The 16,150-nt window shown below is 66.8% G+C and carries 18 protein-coding genes; 10 read left to right on the top strand and 8 right to left on the bottom strand.

The window, feature by feature from the left end:
* Positions 1 to 4: 4 nt before the first annotated feature.
* The 6 genes from FFS62_RS20425 to FFS62_RS20400 all read left to right on the top strand — a co-directional run bounded on the left by FFS62_RS20425 (position 5) and on the right by FFS62_RS20400 (position 5,105).
* Positions 5 to 550: a twin-arginine translocation pathway signal protein gene (locus FFS62_RS20425; protein WP_137974692.1), complete on the top strand. Its 546-nt coding sequence runs from the start codon at positions 5 to 7 to the stop codon at positions 548 to 550.
* Positions 551 to 596: 46 nt separating this feature from the next.
* Positions 597 to 2,189 carry a GMC family oxidoreductase gene (locus tag FFS62_RS20420; protein WP_137974691.1) on the top strand — a complete coding sequence of 531 codons (1,593 nt, stop codon included), beginning with the start codon at positions 597 to 599 and terminating at the stop codon, positions 2,187 to 2,189.
* Positions 2,190 to 2,194: 5 nt separating this feature from the next.
* Positions 2,195 to 2,578, top strand: a complete 384-nt coding sequence (locus FFS62_RS20415; RefSeq protein WP_137974690.1) for a phosphopantetheine adenylyltransferase — start codon at positions 2,195 to 2,197, stop codon at positions 2,576 to 2,578.
* 78 nt (positions 2,579 to 2,656) lie between these two features.
* Positions 2,657 to 3,136: a pantetheine-phosphate adenylyltransferase gene (coaD, locus tag FFS62_RS20410; RefSeq protein ID WP_137974689.1), complete on the top strand. Its 480-nt coding sequence runs from the start codon at positions 2,657 to 2,659 to the stop codon at positions 3,134 to 3,136.
* Between the two features lie 125 nt (positions 3,137 to 3,261).
* Positions 3,262 to 3,513, top strand: a complete 252-nt coding sequence (locus tag FFS62_RS20405; RefSeq protein WP_137974688.1) for a YfhL family 4Fe-4S dicluster ferredoxin — start codon at positions 3,262 to 3,264, stop codon at positions 3,511 to 3,513.
* A gap of 80 nt (positions 3,514 to 3,593) precedes the next feature.
* Positions 3,594 to 5,105, top strand: coding sequence for a gamma-glutamyltransferase family protein (locus FFS62_RS20400; RefSeq protein WP_256662330.1), 1,512 nt, complete (start codon positions 3,594 to 3,596; stop codon positions 5,103 to 5,105).
* Positions 5,106 to 5,172: 67 nt separating this feature from the next.
* Here the strand turns inward: FFS62_RS20400 and FFS62_RS20395 are convergent, their stop codons facing one another.
* The 4 genes from FFS62_RS20395 to FFS62_RS20380 form a co-directional block, all read right to left on the bottom strand.
* Entirely contained in the window at positions 5,173 to 5,511 is a 339-nt protein-coding gene (locus FFS62_RS20395; protein ID WP_137974686.1) for a multidrug transporter, read from the bottom strand.
* An 83-nt stretch (positions 5,512 to 5,594) separates the two neighbouring features.
* The gene (locus tag FFS62_RS20390) at positions 5,595 to 6,173 is read right to left on the bottom strand and encodes a lysophospholipid acyltransferase family protein (protein ID WP_137974685.1); all 579 of its coding nucleotides are present in this window, start codon (positions 6,171 to 6,173) and stop codon (positions 5,595 to 5,597) included.
* A gap of 50 nt (positions 6,174 to 6,223) precedes the next feature.
* Positions 6,224 to 7,036, bottom strand: coding sequence for a bifunctional DNA-formamidopyrimidine glycosylase/DNA-(apurinic or apyrimidinic site) lyase (mutM, locus tag FFS62_RS20385; protein WP_137974684.1), 813 nt, complete (start codon positions 7,034 to 7,036; stop codon positions 6,224 to 6,226).
* A gap of 71 nt (positions 7,037 to 7,107) precedes the next feature.
* Positions 7,108 to 7,920 carry an HDOD domain-containing protein gene (locus FFS62_RS20380; protein ID WP_171016384.1) on the bottom strand — a complete coding sequence of 271 codons (813 nt, stop codon included), beginning with the start codon at positions 7,918 to 7,920 and terminating at the stop codon, positions 7,108 to 7,110.
* A 193-nt stretch (positions 7,921 to 8,113) separates the two neighbouring features.
* Between FFS62_RS20380 and FFS62_RS20375 the strand changes: the two genes are divergently transcribed.
* Positions 8,114 to 8,653 (top strand): type 1 glutamine amidotransferase domain-containing protein, encoded by a 540-nt coding sequence (locus FFS62_RS20375; RefSeq protein WP_137974682.1) that lies wholly within the window; start codon positions 8,114 to 8,116, stop codon positions 8,651 to 8,653.
* A 47-nt stretch (positions 8,654 to 8,700) separates the two neighbouring features.
* On the top strand, positions 8,701 to 9,897 hold the full coding sequence (locus tag FFS62_RS20370; RefSeq protein WP_137974681.1) for a class I SAM-dependent rRNA methyltransferase: 1,197 nt from the start codon (positions 8,701 to 8,703) through the stop codon (positions 9,895 to 9,897).
* A 49-nt stretch (positions 9,898 to 9,946) separates the two neighbouring features.
* On the opposite strand, the gene FFS62_RS20365 is transcribed toward FFS62_RS20370, so the two are convergent.
* Complete coding sequence (locus FFS62_RS20365; RefSeq protein ID WP_137974680.1) at positions 9,947 to 10,783, bottom strand: alpha/beta hydrolase; 837 nt, start codon at positions 10,781 to 10,783, stop codon at positions 9,947 to 9,949.
* A 488-nt stretch (positions 10,784 to 11,271) separates the two neighbouring features.
* Here FFS62_RS20365 and ilvD point away from each other — a divergent pair, with 488 nt between their 5' ends.
* Positions 11,272 to 13,110 carry a dihydroxy-acid dehydratase gene (gene ilvD, locus FFS62_RS20360; protein ID WP_137974679.1) on the top strand — a complete coding sequence of 613 codons (1,839 nt, stop codon included), beginning with the start codon at positions 11,272 to 11,274 and terminating at the stop codon, positions 13,108 to 13,110.
* A gap of 102 nt (positions 13,111 to 13,212) precedes the next feature.
* Positions 13,213 to 13,671: a metallophosphoesterase family protein gene (locus FFS62_RS20355; protein WP_137974678.1), complete on the top strand. Its 459-nt coding sequence runs from the start codon at positions 13,213 to 13,215 to the stop codon at positions 13,669 to 13,671.
* 12 nt (positions 13,672 to 13,683) lie between these two features.
* Here FFS62_RS20355 and FFS62_RS20350 read toward each other — a convergent pair whose 3' ends face one another.
* The 3 genes from FFS62_RS20350 to FFS62_RS20340 form a co-directional block, all read right to left on the bottom strand.
* A complete protein-coding gene (locus FFS62_RS20350; RefSeq protein ID WP_137974677.1) occupies positions 13,684 to 14,328 on the bottom strand; it encodes a YitT family protein in 645 nt (214 codons plus the stop codon).
* 86 nt (positions 14,329 to 14,414) lie between these two features.
* A complete protein-coding gene (folA, locus tag FFS62_RS20345; RefSeq protein WP_137974676.1) occupies positions 14,415 to 14,927 on the bottom strand; it encodes a type 3 dihydrofolate reductase in 513 nt (170 codons plus the stop codon).
* A gap of 28 nt (positions 14,928 to 14,955) precedes the next feature.
* On the bottom strand, positions 14,956 to 16,143 hold the full coding sequence (locus FFS62_RS20340) for a diguanylate cyclase (RefSeq protein ID WP_137974675.1): 1,188 nt from the start codon (positions 16,141 to 16,143) through the stop codon (positions 14,956 to 14,958).
* Positions 16,144 to 16,150: the final 7 nt, after the last annotated feature.

The following is a 16,150-nucleotide window of genomic DNA, read 5'->3' as shown; positions in this document are numbered from 1 at the left end:
GCAGATGAGCGACATATCCAACGCCGCGCCGCAGCTGTCGCGCCGCGGCCTCCTCAAGGTCGGCCTGCTGGGCGGTGCCTTCCTCGCCACCGCCGGGGTCACCGCCAGCCTCAGCGGCTGTTCGGCCGGCGGCCCCGCTGCCGGCTTCGCCGTGCTGCGCGGCAGCGACCTGCCCAGCCTGCGCGCGCTGATCCCGGTGGTGCTAGAGGGTGCTGTGCCAACGGACGCCATGCAGGCTGCGGTGGACGCCACCCTGCAGGGCATCGACCACAACCTCAATCACCTGTCGCCGGAACTGCTCAAGCTCACCCAGCAGCTGTTCGACGTGCTGGCCATGAGCGTAACCCGCGGCCCGCTGACCGGTATCTGGGGCAGCTGGGAAAACGCCAGTTCGGAGGACATCCGCCAGTTCCTCGACCGCTGGGAGCACAGCTCGCTGGACCTGCTGCGCATGGGCCACGCCTCGCTGCTGCAGGTGGTGCTGATGTCCTGGTATGCCCGGCCGCAGTCCTGGGCCCATTGCGGCTACCCCGGCCCACCTCAGTTCTAACGGCCGGCGGCGCACCCTTACAGAACTACAAGAAAAGAGCCTGAACATGCCTGTACCCGATATCTTCCGCGACGGCCTGGCCCGCGGCTGGACCACTTACGATGGCTCGCGCCTGGAAAAAGACCTGCTGCTGGAAGCCGACGTCGCCATCATCGGCAGTGGCGCCGGTGGCGGCACCACCGCGGAGATCCTCAGCGCCGCCGGGCTCAAGGTGCTGCTGATCGAGGAAGGCCCGCTGAAGACCAGCAGCGACTTCAAGATGCAGGAGGCTGACGCCTACCCGCAGCTGTACCAGGAAGGCATCGGGCGCATGAGCAAGGACGGCGCCATCACCATCATGCAGGGCCGTGCCGTCGGCGGTACCACCCTGGTCAACTGGACCTCCAGCTTCCGCACCCCCGAGCCGACTCTCGCCCACTGGGCCGAGGCCCATGGCGTGAAGGGTCACGGCGCCGCCGATATGGCGCCCTGGTTCGAAAGGATGGAGCAGCGCCTGGGCGTCGCGCCCTGGGCCATTCCGCCAAACCCGAACAACGCGGTGATCAGCGCCGGCTGCGACAAGCTCGGCTACGGCTGGAAGGTGATCCCACGCAATGTGCGCGGCTGCTGGAACCTCGGCTACTGCGGCATGGGCTGCCCGGTCAACGCCAAGCAGTCGATGCTGGTCACCACCATCCCGGCCGCCCTCGACCAGGGCGGCGCCCTGCTCTACCTGGCGCGCGCCGAACGGCTTATTCACGACGGCCAGCACGTCAGCGGCCTGGAATGCCTGGGCATGGACGAGCGCAGCGTGGCGCCCAATGGCCGACGCATCATGGTCAAGGCTCGCCATTACGTGCTGGCCGGCGGCGGCATCAACTCGCCGGCGCTGCTGCTGCGCTCCAAGACGCCGGATCCGCACGAGCGGGTCGGCAAGCGCACCTTCCTGCACCTGGTGAACTTCTCCGCGGCGCAGTTCGAGCAGGTCATCAACCCCTTCTACGGCGCGCCGCAGTCGGTGTATTCCGACCACTTCCAGTGGAACGACGGCGCCACCGGGCACATGTCCTACAAGCTGGAAGTACCGCCGCTGCAGCCGGCCCTGGCCGCCACCCTACTCGGCCGCTTCGGTGTCGACAACGCCATGCGCATGGAGCAGCTGCCGCACACCAACGTGATGCTGGCGCTGATGCGCGACGGCTTCCACCCGGACAGCGCCGAGGGCACGGTGGAACTGCGCGGCGACGGCACGCCGGTGCTCGACTACCGCTTGACCGACTACACCTGGGACGGTCTGCGCCGGGCCTTCCACAGCATGGCCGAGATCCAGTTCGCCGCCGGCGCCAAGGCCGTGCTGCCGGTGCATGCCCAGGCCGAGTACGTGAAGAGCCTGGCCGAGGCCAAGGCACTGATCGAGCGCCTCGACCTGCGCCTGTTCCAGACTCGCCTGGGCAGTGCCCATGTAATGGGCGGCTGCGCCATGGGTGAGGACCAGAAGATGGCGGTGACCGACAGCCTGGGCCGCCACCACCAACTGGAAAATCTGTCGATCCACGACGGCTCGCTGTTCCCCACCAGCATCGGCGCCAACCCGCAGCTGTCGATCTACGGCCTCACCGCCAAGCTCTCGACCCTGCTGGCCGAACGCCTCGAGGTCTGAAGCAGATGAACAGGCTGATCGCTCTCCTGCTGCTGGTCGCCGGCATCATTCACCTGCTGCCGCTGGCCGGCGTGCTCGGTGGCGAACGGCTCAACGCGCTCTACGGGCTGGCGTTGGACGAGCCCAACCTGCAGATCCTCATGCGCCACCGCGCCGTGCTGTTCGGCCTGCTCGGTGCGCTGCTGGTGGCCGCCGCGTTTATCCCCGGACTGCGTAATCTGGCGCTGCTCGGCGGCCTGCTCAGCGTCGTCAGCTTCCTCCTGCTGGCCTGGAGCGCACCGCTCTACAACGAGGCCTTGCGCCGCGTGGTAGTGGCCGACTGGGTGGCCCTGGCCTGCCTGCTGCTGGCGCTGCCGCTGCACCTGCGCCTGACCGCTGGCGGCCCCTGAGGATTTCCTCTGCTTGGCCCGGGGGGAAACGCTGCGCTACCATCCGCGCACTCCAACCGCTCCGAGCAGGACTTCGCGATGAATCGAGTGTTGTACCCGGGTACCTTCGACCCCATCACCAAGGGCCATGGCGACCTGATCGAGCGCGCATCGCGCCTGTTCGACACCGTGATCATCGCAGTCGCCGCCAGCCCCAAGAAGAATCCGCTGTTCCCTCTGGAGCAACGCGTGGCGCTGGCCCGGGAGGTCACCGCGCACCTGCCGAATGTCGAGGTGGTCGGCTTCTCCACCCTGTTGGCGCACTTCGTCAAGGAACAGAACGCCAACATCCTGCTGCGCGGCCTGCGTGCGGTGTCCGACTTCGAGTACGAGTTCCAGCTGGCCAACATGAACCGCCAGCTGGCACCGGACGTGGAAAGCATGTTCCTGACCCCGTCGGAGAAGTACTCCTTCATCTCCTCGACCCTGGTCCGCGAGATCGCGGCACTCGGCGGTGACATCGGCAAGTTCGTCCATCCGGCCGTCGCCGAGGCCCTGGCCGAGCGCTTCAAACGCTGATCCTCGAGGTGCCGTGCGGGTGACTACGGTCGCCCTTGCATGGCGCGATGCCCGGCAATCCGGCACAATTCGCCCATTGAATGCCTGAAAGTGCCATGCCCAACGGGCCTGGCAGGAGTTGCCCGATGTCCCTGAAAATCACCGACGACTGCATCAACTGCGACGTCTGCGAGCCCGAGTGCCCCAACGGCGCCATCTCCCAGGGTGAGGAGATCTACGTGATCGACCCCAACCTGTGCACCGAGTGCGTCGGCCACTACGACGAACCGCAATGCCAGCAGGTCTGCCCGGTGGACTGCATCCCGCTCGACGAGGCCCGCGTCGAGACCAAGGAGCAACTGATGGACAAGTACCGCCTGATCACCGGCAAGGCCTGATCGCGTCAGCGAGTCACAGTCGCCACCGCTGGGTATCGATCTCCGCTAGGCTGTTAGGCCTGTCCCGCACGGATCGCCCCATGCTCGCCAAACATCCTCTCGCCGGCCTGCTGTGGCTTGGCTGGTGCGGCCTGGGAGGTGGCGGCTTCTTTCTGCTGCGCCAGGCCGGCGACAAGCCCACCTACCGTTTCATCGACGCCCGCGAACGCGCGCCGCTGAGCGCCGGTCCGGACCTCTACCGCCGCAACGGCACGGTGCAGCGTGAGTTGTCGCTCAACGGCCCGCTGGCCGCCGCCATTCCCGGCCTGCCTGCGGCCCTGGCCCATCTGGCAGAGCGCTACGGCAAGCTGCCACTGACCGATTCGCTGACTCCGGCCATTCGCCTGGCTCGCGACGGCGTGGGCATCGACCGGGTCTATCGCGAGCGTGCCGAATGGCGCCTGGAGGCGTTGCGGCAGGACCCGACCAGCGCGGCCATCTTCCTCGACCAGCAGCGCATCCCGCCGCTGCACGGCCTGCTGCGCCAGCCGGCCCTGGTGCGCACCTTGGAGCGCCTGGCTCGCGACGGTCACGCCGGCTTCTACGGCGGCGAAACGGCGCGCCTGCTGCTGGAAGGCGTCCAGGCCGGCGGCGGGGTGTGGAGCGCCCGCGATCTGCGTGACTACCGCGTAGTGGAGCGCCAGCCCCTGCGCGTGTCGCTGGAAGGCGGGCGCGAGCTGATCAGCGCGCCACCGCCGTCGGCAGGCGGGGTGGCGCTGGCGCAGAGTCTGCTGATACTGCAGCAACTGCCCTGGCAGAAGGCCGGGGCGGTGCAGCGCAGTCACTACGTGGTGGAAACCCTGCGCCGCGCCTACCGCGACCGCGGCCTGCTGGGCGACCCCGACCATGTGCGCAACCCGCTGCCCCAACTGCTCGCGCCCGACTACCTGAAGGAGCTGGCCAAGGGCATCGCCCTGCAGAACGCCACACCGAGCGCCAGCCTGCCGCCTTCGCCGGCCTGGCGCGAAGGCGATCACACCACCCACTTCACCGTGCTGGATGCCGAAGGCAATGCGGTGACCGCCACCCTGTCGATCAACCTGCCGTTCGGCGCCGCCTTCACCGTCCCCGGCACCGGCGTGCTACTGAACAACGAGATGGACGATTTCGCCGCCGACCCAAGCGGCAGCAATGCCTATGGCCTCTCCGGCAGCCAGGCCAATGTCATTGCCGCCGGCAAGCGACCGCTGTCCTCCATGAGCCCGACCTTTATCGAGAGCGACCAGGAGCTGGCCAGCTTCGGCACGCCCGGCGGCAGCCGCATTCCCAGCATGGTGCTGCTGGCCGCACTCGACTACCTGGATGGCAAGCCGGTGCAGCAATGGCCGGCCACGCCGCGCTATCACCACCAGTACCTGCCGGACGTGATCGAGTACGAGGCCGACGCCTTCAGCCCCAGCCAGCTGAGCAGCCTGGAAATGCGCGGGCACCGGCTCAAGCGCGTGGAACGCAGCTACGGCAACCAGCAGGTACTGCTGTGGCACAAGGACAGCGGCCAGGTAGAGGCCGCCAGCGACCCGCGTGGAGTGGGCCGCTCGGAGCTGTGGCAATAGACGACTGAGGGCAGAAGCGCAGAAGCCGGCCACAAGGACCGGCTTCTTGAGTAGAGCGGCGGAAGGATCAGTCCTTCTTGTAACCGCTCTCGGTGCAGCCCAGGCAACGCACGAAGGCGGACATACCAGGCTCCACTACCAGCGCCTGGCCGGCTTCCTTGACGTTGCCGCCGGCGGCAGTGAACGGCAGGCTAACCAGGAACAGGCCGGCACCGATCACAGTGACGCCGATCAGCAGCGGACGGGCGATAAGCAAGTCACCGGTCATGGCATAGCCCTTAGGAGCTTCGAGAGCATAGGCAGGATCGCCGCTGGCATTCTGCTGAACCACCTCCGCCTGCGCCGGCAGTGCCAGCAGGCCAGTGGTCAGAGCCAAGACAGCGGCGGTGGTGCGAAACAGGTTCATGGCGCGATCCTTCATTGTGTAGTTATGGCAGAGCGTTGCAGCTAACTATAACAGCGCTCGCGTAATTGTCAGCGTGAACGCCGTCAATCGCCGTGGAATGCGTATTCAGGCTTCTTCGGCACATAGGGGCGGAAGAACGCCTGCAGCGCGCGGATATCCGCCTCGGCGTCACCACTGGGCTGGAACGGCGCGCCGATCACCACCCGGCGATTGGCGAAGTCCAGGGCCGCCGGCACTATCGGCACACCTGCCCCCACGGCGATATGGTAGAAGCCCATCTTCCAGCGCTGCACCTTCTTGCGCGTGCCCTCCGGCGACAGCACCAGGATGAACTCGCGGCTGTCGCGAAAGCCCTGAATCGCCTGGTCCACCATGTTCAGGCTGAGATGGCGCTGGATCGGGATGCCGCCCCAGCTGCGCAGCAGGCCGCCGAAAGGCCAGCGGAAGATGCTGTGCTTGCCGAACCAGCGGGCGTTCAGGCGCAGAACGAACTTCAGCGCGATGAAGATCACGAAATCCCAGTTGGAGGTGTGGTGGGCACCGATGGCGACGAACTTGTCGATCCTTGGCAACGCGCCCTCGATACGCCAGCCCATCAGTCTCAGTGCGCTACGCCCCAGCCATTCGGCGAACGGGTTGGGCGGCAGGTAGTTGCCGTGCATCGTTGTTCCTACTGCCTGTTCTTATTCTGTGCGATCCGGGAGCACGCGCTCTAGCGCTGGCATTTCGGGCAATACACGCTGGCCCGCTGACCCAGCTTCACCTCGCGCAGGGTGGCACCGCAGACCCTGCAGAACTCGCCGCCGCGCCCATAGGCGAACAGCTCCTGCTGGAAGTAACCGGGCTGGCCATCGCCACCGATGAAGTCGCGCAGGGTGGTGCCGCCGCGCTCGATGGCGTGAGCCAGGATGCGCTTGATCTCCACGGTCAGCGCCACGTAGCGCGCGCGGGAGATCGAGCCGGCCTCGCGGCGCGGGTCGATGCCGGCGGCGAACAGCGCCTCGGTCGCGTAGATGTTGCCCACGCCCACCACCACCGCGTTGTCCATGATGAACGGTTTGACCGCCATTGAGCGACCGCGCGACAGCTGATACAGACGCTCACCATCGAAGAGGTCGGTCAGTGGCTCCGGGCCCAGTTTGAGCAGCAACTCGTGATTGAGCGGATCGTTGCTCCACAGCAGCGCGCCGAAGCGCCGCGGATCGGTGTAGCGCAGGGCCAGGCCCGACTCCAGTTCGATGTCGACATGCTCGTGTTTGGCCACCGGCGCACCCACCGGCACCAGGCGCAGGTTGCCGGACATGCCCAGGTGACCGATCAGGGTGCCGCTCTCGGCTTGGATCAGCAGGTACTTGGCACGCCGCTCGACGCATTCGATGCGCTGGCCGGACAGGCGCACATCGAGGTCTTCGGGGATCGGCCAGCGCAGCCGGCGCTCGCGCACCACCACGCGGCTGACGCGCTGACCGACGAGATGGGGGGCGATACCGCGGCAGGTGGTTTCGACTTCGGGTAATTCAGGCATTCACGCACTCGCGGGGTACAACTGAGCGGAGTGCCACCCTAGCAGGAAAGGCGCTGCGCCGGGAGGCCCGCTTAGCCGGCGCCCAGGTCGTGGATGCTTTCCTTGAGGGTCTGGAAGTCGTACTCGGTGAGGCCGACATACTCCAGCACGTGCTGCTGGATGCTGTCCCACTCGTGGTCCTCGTCCTGGTTGCCCAGCACCCGGAAGCTGGCGCAGATGTGCTCGGCCATCTTGAGGATCGCCATCAGCGTCTTCAGCTGGGCATCGCGGCCGGTGTCATCCTCGAAGAACGACAGCGCGTTGTGGTGGTTGGCGATGGCCTCGCACAGGTGCAGCGGCAAGTTCCACGACTTGGCGGTGAAGTAACCCACCACCGCATGGTTGGTGTTGAGCAGGCGGTTCTCGGTGTCCACCACGCGGCGCTCGCTGCTGGCGTTGAAGTACGCCTCCTCCAGCACCGTCATGTAGTTGGGGAAGCGCTTGAGCATCAGCGGGATGCCACAGTTGTGGAACAGGCCGAGGGTATAGGCCTCGTCCGGTGCCTGGTAGCCGATGCGTTTGGCCAGCGTCAGGCAGGTCATTGCCACGTCCTGGGCGGTGTCCCAGAAGCGGTTGAGGATGACGATGGTCTCGTCGCTCATCTCGCCCTTGATCGACTGGGCGTTGATCAGGTTGATCACCGAGTTGCAGCCCAGCAGGTTGACCGCTTGCTGGATCGAGGCGATGCGGTTGGACAGGCCGAAGAACGGCGAATTGACGATCTTCAGCAGCGCGCCGGACAGGCCCGGGTCCTGGCTGATCAGCCGGGCGATGGTCTTCAGGTCCGGGTTGGGCAGGAACTGCTCCATCTGCAGATCGACCATGATCTGCGGCTGCGGCGGCACGCTGATGCCCTGCAGCACCTGCTGGATCTGTTCGGCGGAGAGTTCTTGGGCCATGGAAAAGGACACGTGGAGAATGTGAACGAGCCTACAGTTTAACCGAGACGCGGCGACAAGGCGGTTAAACCTTTGGCTGACCTTTTCCACCCAGGGCCGGTCGGAACAGGGACATCCCATGTATAGAGGAGACTCCACCATGTCGCTGTCCCTGAAAGGCAAACGCGTCGCCCTGCTGGTGACCGATGGTTTCGAACAGGTCGAGATGACCGAGCCGAAGAAGGCCCTGGAACAGGCCGGCGCCCAGGCCGACATCCTGTCCGTCAAGGAAGGCCAGGTGCGCGGCTGGCACCATGACAAGCCGGGCGACAGCTTCCCGGTCGACGGCACCTTCGACACCGCCCAGGTCGAGGAATACGACGCCCTGGTCCTGCCGGGCGGCGTGATGAACTCCGACACCATCCGCACCGATACCGCCGCCCTGACCCTGGTGCAGGCCGCGGAGAAATCCGGCAAGCCGATCGCGGTGATCTGCCACGGTGCCTGGCTGCTGGTCTCGGCCGGACTGGTCAAGGGCAAGACCATGACCAGTTGGCCGTCGCTCAAGGACGACATCCGCAACGCCGGTGGCGACTGGCAGGACCAGGAGGTGATCCGCGACGGTAACTTGATCAGCAGCCGCAAACCCGACGACCTGCCGGCGTTCAACCAAGCATTGCTGGAGTCGCTGGCGGCCTGACGGGTGCGGGCGGGGTATAATCGCGCTCTTTTTTCCGGAGCGCCCCAATGACCCTGCCCGCCCTGCGCCTCAAAGCCAACGCCGATCGTCGCCTGCGCGCCGGTCACCTGTGGGTCTACAGCAACGAGATCGACGTGGCGGCCACCCCGCTGCACGGCTTCCAGGCCGGCGACCAGGCGATCCTCGAAGCGGCCGGCGGTAAGCCGCTGGGTATCGTGGCGATGAGCCCGAACAACCTGATCTGCGCCCGCCTGCTGTCGCGCGACGTCAAGCACGTGCTGGACAAGTCGCTGCTGGTGCACCGCCTGAACGTGGCCCTGAGCCTGCGCGAGCGCCTGTTCGACAAGCCCTTCTACCGCCTGGTCTATGGCGATTCCGACCTGCTCCCCGGGCTGGTGGTCGACCGCTTCGGCGACCATCTGGTGGTGCAGCTGGCCTCCGCCACCATGGAGCGCAGCAAGGACGCGCTGATCGAGGCCCTGGTCCAGGTGCTCAAGCCACGCGGCATCCTGTTCAAGAACGACTCCGCCGCCCGCGATGCCGAGGGCCTGGAGCGCTATGTCGACACCGCCTTCGGCGTGGTGCCGGAGTGGGTCGATCTGGAAGAGAACGGCGTGAAGTTCCACGCCCCGGTGCTGGAAGGCCAGAAGACCGGCTGGTTCTACGACCACCGCATGAACCGTGCGCGCCTGGCGCCCTATGTTCAGGGCAAGCGCGTGCTCGACCTGTTCAGCTACATCGGCGGCTGGGGCGTACAGGCTGCAGCCTTCGGCGCCAGCGAAGTATTCTGCGTCGATGCCTCCGGCTTCGCTCTAGATGGCGTGGAGCGCAACGCCACCCTCAACGGCGTCGCCGAGAAGGTCACCTGCGTGGAAGGCGACGTGTTCGCCGCCCTCAAGGAACTGAAGTCCGCCGAGGAACGCTTCGACGTGATCGTTGCCGACCCGCCCGCCTTCATCAAGCGTAAGAAGGACATCAAGAACGGCGAGGCCGCCTACCGCCGCCTCAACGAGACCGCCATGCGCATGCTCAACAAGGACGGCATCCTGGTCAGCGCCAGCTGTTCCATGCACCTGGAAGAAGACAACCTGCAGAACATCCTGCTGACCAGCGCCCGCCACCTGGACCGCAATATCCAGCTGCTCGAACGCGGCGCCCAGGGCCCGGACCACCCGGTGCACCCGGCCATCGCCGAGACCCGCTACATCAAGAGCCTGACCGTACGCCTGCTGCCCAACAGCTGAGTAACGGAAGCCCCGCCCGCGCCTGCGGACGGGGCTCGCTCCGCCTGCCTCAGAAGCCCTTGCGCTTCACCGTCCACACCGGGCTGACACACAGGCTGCACAGGGTGCCGTTGAAGGTGCTGCTGGCGCTCTGGTCGTTCATCAGCTGGTAGCGGAACCAGGCCGTGGCCGGGCCGCGATAGGCTCCACCACTGCCGACCGGCTCGAAGTGCGAGACCGTGCGGCGCTCGCCCCAGAACACCGGCACGTTGGCGCGGTTGTAGACCGGCTGGGCATTCAGGTAGGGGAAGGCGATGTTGTCGCCGCCGCCGGACATCAGGAACATCGGCCCCTTCTGCTTGCTCTGCGAACTGGTGTTGTGACCGAGCCCGAGGGTATAGGGCTGGATCGGCGCCGTCGTGCGCACCCGGTCATCCTGGCCGGCCATGATCGAACCGCCACCACCCTGGGAGTGACCGGAAGTGCCGACCCGCCCGGCATTCAGCTTGCCGGCATAGGTGCCGGAGGCGCTGCCGTTGGCCTGCACCAGGTAACTCAGGCAGGCGAGCATCTCCTGGCCGGTGCCGGCATCGGACGTTTCCGCGGCGGCCACCACGAAGCCGTGGCTGGCCCAGTGGGTCAGCAACGCCGCATAGGTGTCGGGCGTGGCGCCGGTGCCGTTGCCCCACAGGATGATCGGGTGGCGCACGCCATTCTGACCGAGGTTGCTGGGCCGGTAGATGCGGCAGCTGGGCCCCTCGGCCTGGCTGGTGGTGGCATACGGGCCGCTGTTGTCGAAACTGGAAACGGCCGGGAACGGCGTGCCGGGGGTGTCCGGCAACGCCGCGAGAGCAGAGGCCGAGAAGGCAAAGAGAGTGGCCGCCAGGCCGAGTTTGGAATCGAGCATCGAAGGGAATCCTTGTTGTTATTCGTCGAGTAGGAGTTCGCCATGGCCCTCCCCGACCCACTGCATCGGACTGGGCTGCACTGCTGGTACTTCGCCGGCGATTGCGGGCGCCCGGCAAACCGCGCGGAACGCACCGCACTGCACCGTACGTGACCGACTGGTCATACCAACAATCGCCCGAACGGCGAAACCGGATGAACGGCATAAGCCCAAAGAGCTAACTCCCCATGCCGGCAGCCGGGCCGCAGCGCCGAGCGCCATCGGACCGGGAGCTACCGCGAACCTTTCCCCGGCGGGCGCGGGGGGCGTAGAATCGGGGCATTCCTCGCCAACCATCCCCCGGCGGGTCCGTGAGCCCGGGCCGAACGAACGGTGACCCCGTTTCGTCCTGCGGCCCCCTTCCGAACGCACGGCCATCTCCCGTTTGCATCCGGTCCAGTCGACGCTCACCATACGAAACATCACCTGATTAGCCGCAGGAACGTGTCATGCCCGATTACCGCTCGAAAACCTCCACCCACGGCCGCAACATGGCCGGCGCCCGTGCCCTGTGGCGCGCCACCGGGATGAAGGACGAAGACTTCAAGAAGCCGATCATCGCCATCGCCAACTCCTTCACCCAGTTCGTGCCCGGCCACGTGCACCTGAAGGACCTGGGCCAGCTGGTTGCCCGCGAGATCGAGAAACACGGCGGCGTGGCCAAAGAGTTCAACACCATCGCTGTCGACGACGGCATCGCCATGGGCCACGACGGCATGCTCTATTCCCTGCCGAGCCGCGAGATCATCGCCGACTCCGTGGAATACATGGTCAACGCCCACTGCGCCGACGCCATCGTCTGCATCTCCAACTGCGACAAGATCACCCCCGGCATGCTGATGGCCGCCCTGCGCCTGAACATCCCGGTGGTGTTCGTCTCCGGCGGCCCGATGGAAGCCGGCAAGACCAAGCTGGCCAACCACGGCCTGGACCTGGTCGACGCCATGGTCGTCGCCGCCGACGACTCCTGCTCCGACGAGAAGGTCGCCGAGTACGAGCGCAGCGCCTGCCCGACCTGCGGCAGCTGCTCCGGCATGTTCACCGCCAACTCGATGAACTGCCTGGTCGAGGCCCTCGGCCTTGGCCTGCCGGGCAACGGTTCGACCCTGGCCACCCACAGCGACCGCGAGCAGCTGTTCCTGCGCGCCGGCCGCCTGGCCGTCGAGCTGTGCCAACGCTACTACGGCGAGAACGACGCCAGCGTGCTACCGCGCAACGTCGCCAGCTTCAAGGCGTTCGAGAACGCCATGACCCTGGACATCGCCATGGGCGGATCGACCAACACCATCCTGCACCTGCTGGCCGCCGCCCAGGAGGCGGAGATCGCCTTCGACCTGCGCGACATCGACCGCTTGTCGCGCAAGGTGCCGCAGCTGTGCAAGGTGGCGCCGAACATCCAGAAGTACCACATGGAAGACGTGCACCGCGCCGGCGGCATCTTCTCCATCCTCGGCGAGCTGGCCCGTGGTGGCCTGCTGCACACCGACGTGCCGACCGTGCACAGCCCGAGCATGGCCGACGCCATCGCCCAGTGGGACATCACCCAGACCAGCGACGAGAAGGTCCACACCTTCTTCAAGGCTGGCCCGGCCGGCATCCCGACCCAGACCGCGTTCAGCCAGAGCACCCGCTGGGACACCCTGGATGACGACCGCGCCGAAGGCTGCATCCGCAGCGTCAAGCATGCCTACTCGCAAGAGGGCGGCCTGGCCGTGCTGTACGGCAACATCGCCCTCGACGGCTGCGTGGTGAAGACCGCCGGCGTCGACGAGTCGATCCACGTGTTCGAAGGCACCGCGAAGATCTTCGAGAGCCAGGACAGCGCCGTGAAAGGCATCCTCGCCGACGAAGTGAAGGCCGGCGACATCGTGATCATCCGCTACGAAGGCCCGAAAGGCGGCCCGGGCATGCAGGAAATGCTCTACCCGACCTCCTACCTCAAATCCAAAGGCCTGGGCAAGGCCTGCGCCCTGCTCACCGACGGTCGCTTCTCCGGCGGCACCTCGGGCCTGTCCATCGGCCACGCCTCGCCGGAAGCCGCCGCTGGCGGCGCCATCGGCCTGGTGCGTGACGGCGACAAGGTGCTGATCGACATCCCCAACCGCAGCATCAACCTGCTGGTCAGCGATGAAGAACTGGCCGCCCGCCGCATCGTGCAGGACCAGAAGGGCTGGAAGCCGGTCGCCCCGCGCGCGCGCAAGGTGACCACCGCGCTCAAGGCCTACGCCCTGCTGGCCACCAGCGCCGACAAGGGCGCGGTACGCGACAAGGCGCTGCTCGACCAGTAAGGCACGCAGCAACTCCCACATAAGCCCGGCCCCGCGCCGGGCTTATGCTTTGTAGGGCGGGTGAAACCCGCGAACGGCCATGCGGGTTTCTCGGAGCACAGCATGAAGATCGGCCTGATCAGCGACACCCACGGCCTGCTGCGCCCCGAGGCGCTGGCGGCGCTGCAGGGGTGCGCGCATATCGTGCATGCCGGCGATATCGGCAGGCCGGAGATTCTCGACGCCCTGCGCGAGCTGGCGCCGCTAACGGTGGTGCGCGGCAATAACGACGAGGGGCTGGACTGGGCCGCCGAGCTGCCGCAGCAGGCCACGCTGCAGCTGGGCGGGGTCGGCCTGTATTTGGTGCACGAGGCGGCGCATGTGCCGGCGCAGTTACCGGATAACGTGCGCGTGGTGATCACCGGCCATTCGCACAAGCCGCTGATCGAGGAGCGCGCCGGCCTGCTGTGGATCAACCCCGGCAGCGCCGGACCACGGCGCTTCAGGCTACCGATCGCCGTCGCCCTGCTGCATATCGACAACGGCGAACCCCGCGCCGAGCTGATCGAGCTGCAGCCCTAGTCCGGATCCGTCTCAGCTGACGCCGGTATAGCGATCGGCGCGGTGGTTGATCGCCAGCACCAGGTTGAGCATCACCGCCCCGAGCACCGACAGGGCCACCTTGTCCGGCGTCACCACGAACACCGCCGCCAGCACGATGACCGCGTCGATCGCCATCTGCACCGCGCCGGCGCGCAGGCCGAAGCGTTCCTGCAGGAACAGCGCGAGGATATTCACCCCGCCCAGGCTGGCCCGATGACGGAACAGCATCAGCAGGCCCAGGCCCATGGCCGCGCCGCCGAACAGCGCGGCATACAGCTCGTTGAGATGGGTGAAGGCGACCCAGCCCGGGGTCAGCTCGGCCAGCAGCGACACCAGCAGCACCGCGCAACCGGTACGCAGGGTGAAGCCCCAGCCCAGGCGCCAGATGCCCAGCGCGTAGAACGGCAGGTTGACCAGGCAGAACACCAGGCCGAAAGGCCAGCCGGCCAGATACTTGGCCAGGAAGGCCACGCCCACGGTGCCGCCGGTGAGCAGCCCGGCGTGGCTGTAGAAGGCGATGCCCAGGGCCACCAGGGCGGTGCCGAATAGCAGCGCCAGGGCATCCTCCCACAGCGGATGGCGGACGAAGATGGCGGCGACGGTTTCCGCCTCGGGCGTATCGATAGGGTCGGTCATGTGCAAATTTCAGCGGGTAAAGGCAAAAGCATAGGGCGCCCCCTTCGAACGAAGGCGACGTCGATCAATGTCAGTGCAGAAAAGTCCTAGCGGCGCTGCCAGGTCTCGAAGCAATAGGCCGGCGACGCTTCGGTCGCCTCGTGCGCTTCGCTCTCGCTGCGCTGCCAGTCAGCCTCGGCGAAGGCCGGGAACCAGGCATCGCCCTCGGGCTGCAGCGCCACGCGGGTCAGGTACAGGCGCGCGGCCTGGGCCAGGCCCTGCTCGTAGAGCTGGGCGCCGCCGATCAGCATCAGCTCGTCGACGCCCTGCTCACAGGCCCATTCGTCCGCGCGCACTATGGCGGCGTCCAGCGACGGGAAGACTTCCGCGCCCTCCAGTTGCAACCCGGCCTGGCGGCTGACCACCAGGTTGAGCCGGCCCGGTAGCGGGCGGCCCAGCGAATCCCAGGTCTTGCGCCCCATGATGATCGGCTTGCCGAGAGTCTTGGCCTTGAAGTGCTTGAGGTCCGCCGGCAGGTGCCAGGGCAGCTGGTTGTCGCGACCGATCACACGGTTGTCGGCGAGGGCGGCGATCAGGCAGAGGGGAAGAGTCGTTTTCATGAGCGCGAGGATACCGGCTGGCGCAGGCTCAGGCCACCTGGCTACTGCCCGGCCGCTTGCCGACCACCCGGTTGCGCCCCTGCTCCTTGGCCAGGTACAGCGCCACGTCGGCCAGGCGCAGGGCGTCGGCCAGGCTCTGGTGCGGCTGCGGCACCAGCCAGGCCAGGCCGATGCTGAGCGTCACCACCGGCGCGATATCGGACTTGGCGTGGGCCAGGCCCAGGGCCTCCACTTCGGCGCGCAGCTGCTCGAGGATCTGCATCACGGCGGCCTCGTCCAGGTCGTACCAGAGGCCGACAAACTCCTCGCCGCCATAACGCGCGGTCATGTCCAGCGGACGCCGGGCCTGGGCGCCGATCACCCGGCTCACCCCGCGCAGCGCCTCGTCGCCGGCATTGTGGCCGTAGTGGTCGTTGTAGCGCTTGAAGAAGTCCACATCCATCATCACCACGGCGAGCGGCTGCTGCTCGCGCTGGGCCTGGCGCCAGCTGGCCTCGGCACGCTCACCGAAGGCGCGGCGGTTGAACAGGCCGGTGAGCGAGTCCTTCTCCGCCAGGTCCTGCAGCAGACCCTGGGCAAGGAAGCTCTGCCGCGTGGCGTACTCGAGGAAGTAGCAGCCCACCGAGCCGATCACGTTGGCCGTGGCCAGGAAGAACAGGTTGTACAGCAGCACCGCGCCATCCAGATCGTTGATCAGTTCCATCGCCAGGTAGGCGAGGAAGATCAGCCAGCCGCACAGCGAGGCGACCACGAAACGCAGGCCGGTGAGGAAGTAGAAGAACACCGTGACCAGGATGATGCCCTCATAGGGCAGCGGGTAGCCGTGAGCTCGGGCGACCCAGATGATGCCGACGACGCCCATGCCACAGACCAGCGCGCAGACCCCTCCCAGCAATTGCAGGCTGCCGAGCAGGCGGCTCCGATAGGTCGCCAACCAGTTCAGCAGCAGCACGGGCCCTATCAGCCCCAGGCGGATCGTCAGCGTCGGGTTACGCACCTCGTCCGGCAGGCTGATGGAGTCCAGCACGGCGAAGACCAGGAACAGCACGATGGCCACCAGCAGCGACCAGCGCATGCGGATCAGGAACACCCTGGCGTGGTAGTGGTGGTAGGCCGCCTCGAGCTCTCCGTCGAAATTGAGCAGGCGGAATCCCTCGCGCAACTGGCGCAGGTAGGGCGAGTCGTGGTTGACCCAGTCCAGGGGGGGCAGCTTCATGGCTGTG

It is taken from the genome of Pseudomonas sp. F(2018), from assembly GCF_005508865.1.
GTDB lineage: Bacteria > Pseudomonadota > Gammaproteobacteria > Pseudomonadales > Pseudomonadaceae > Aquipseudomonas.
The sequence above is the reverse complement of the archived record's forward strand: the minus strand, read 5'-3'. Positions and strand labels throughout refer to the sequence as shown.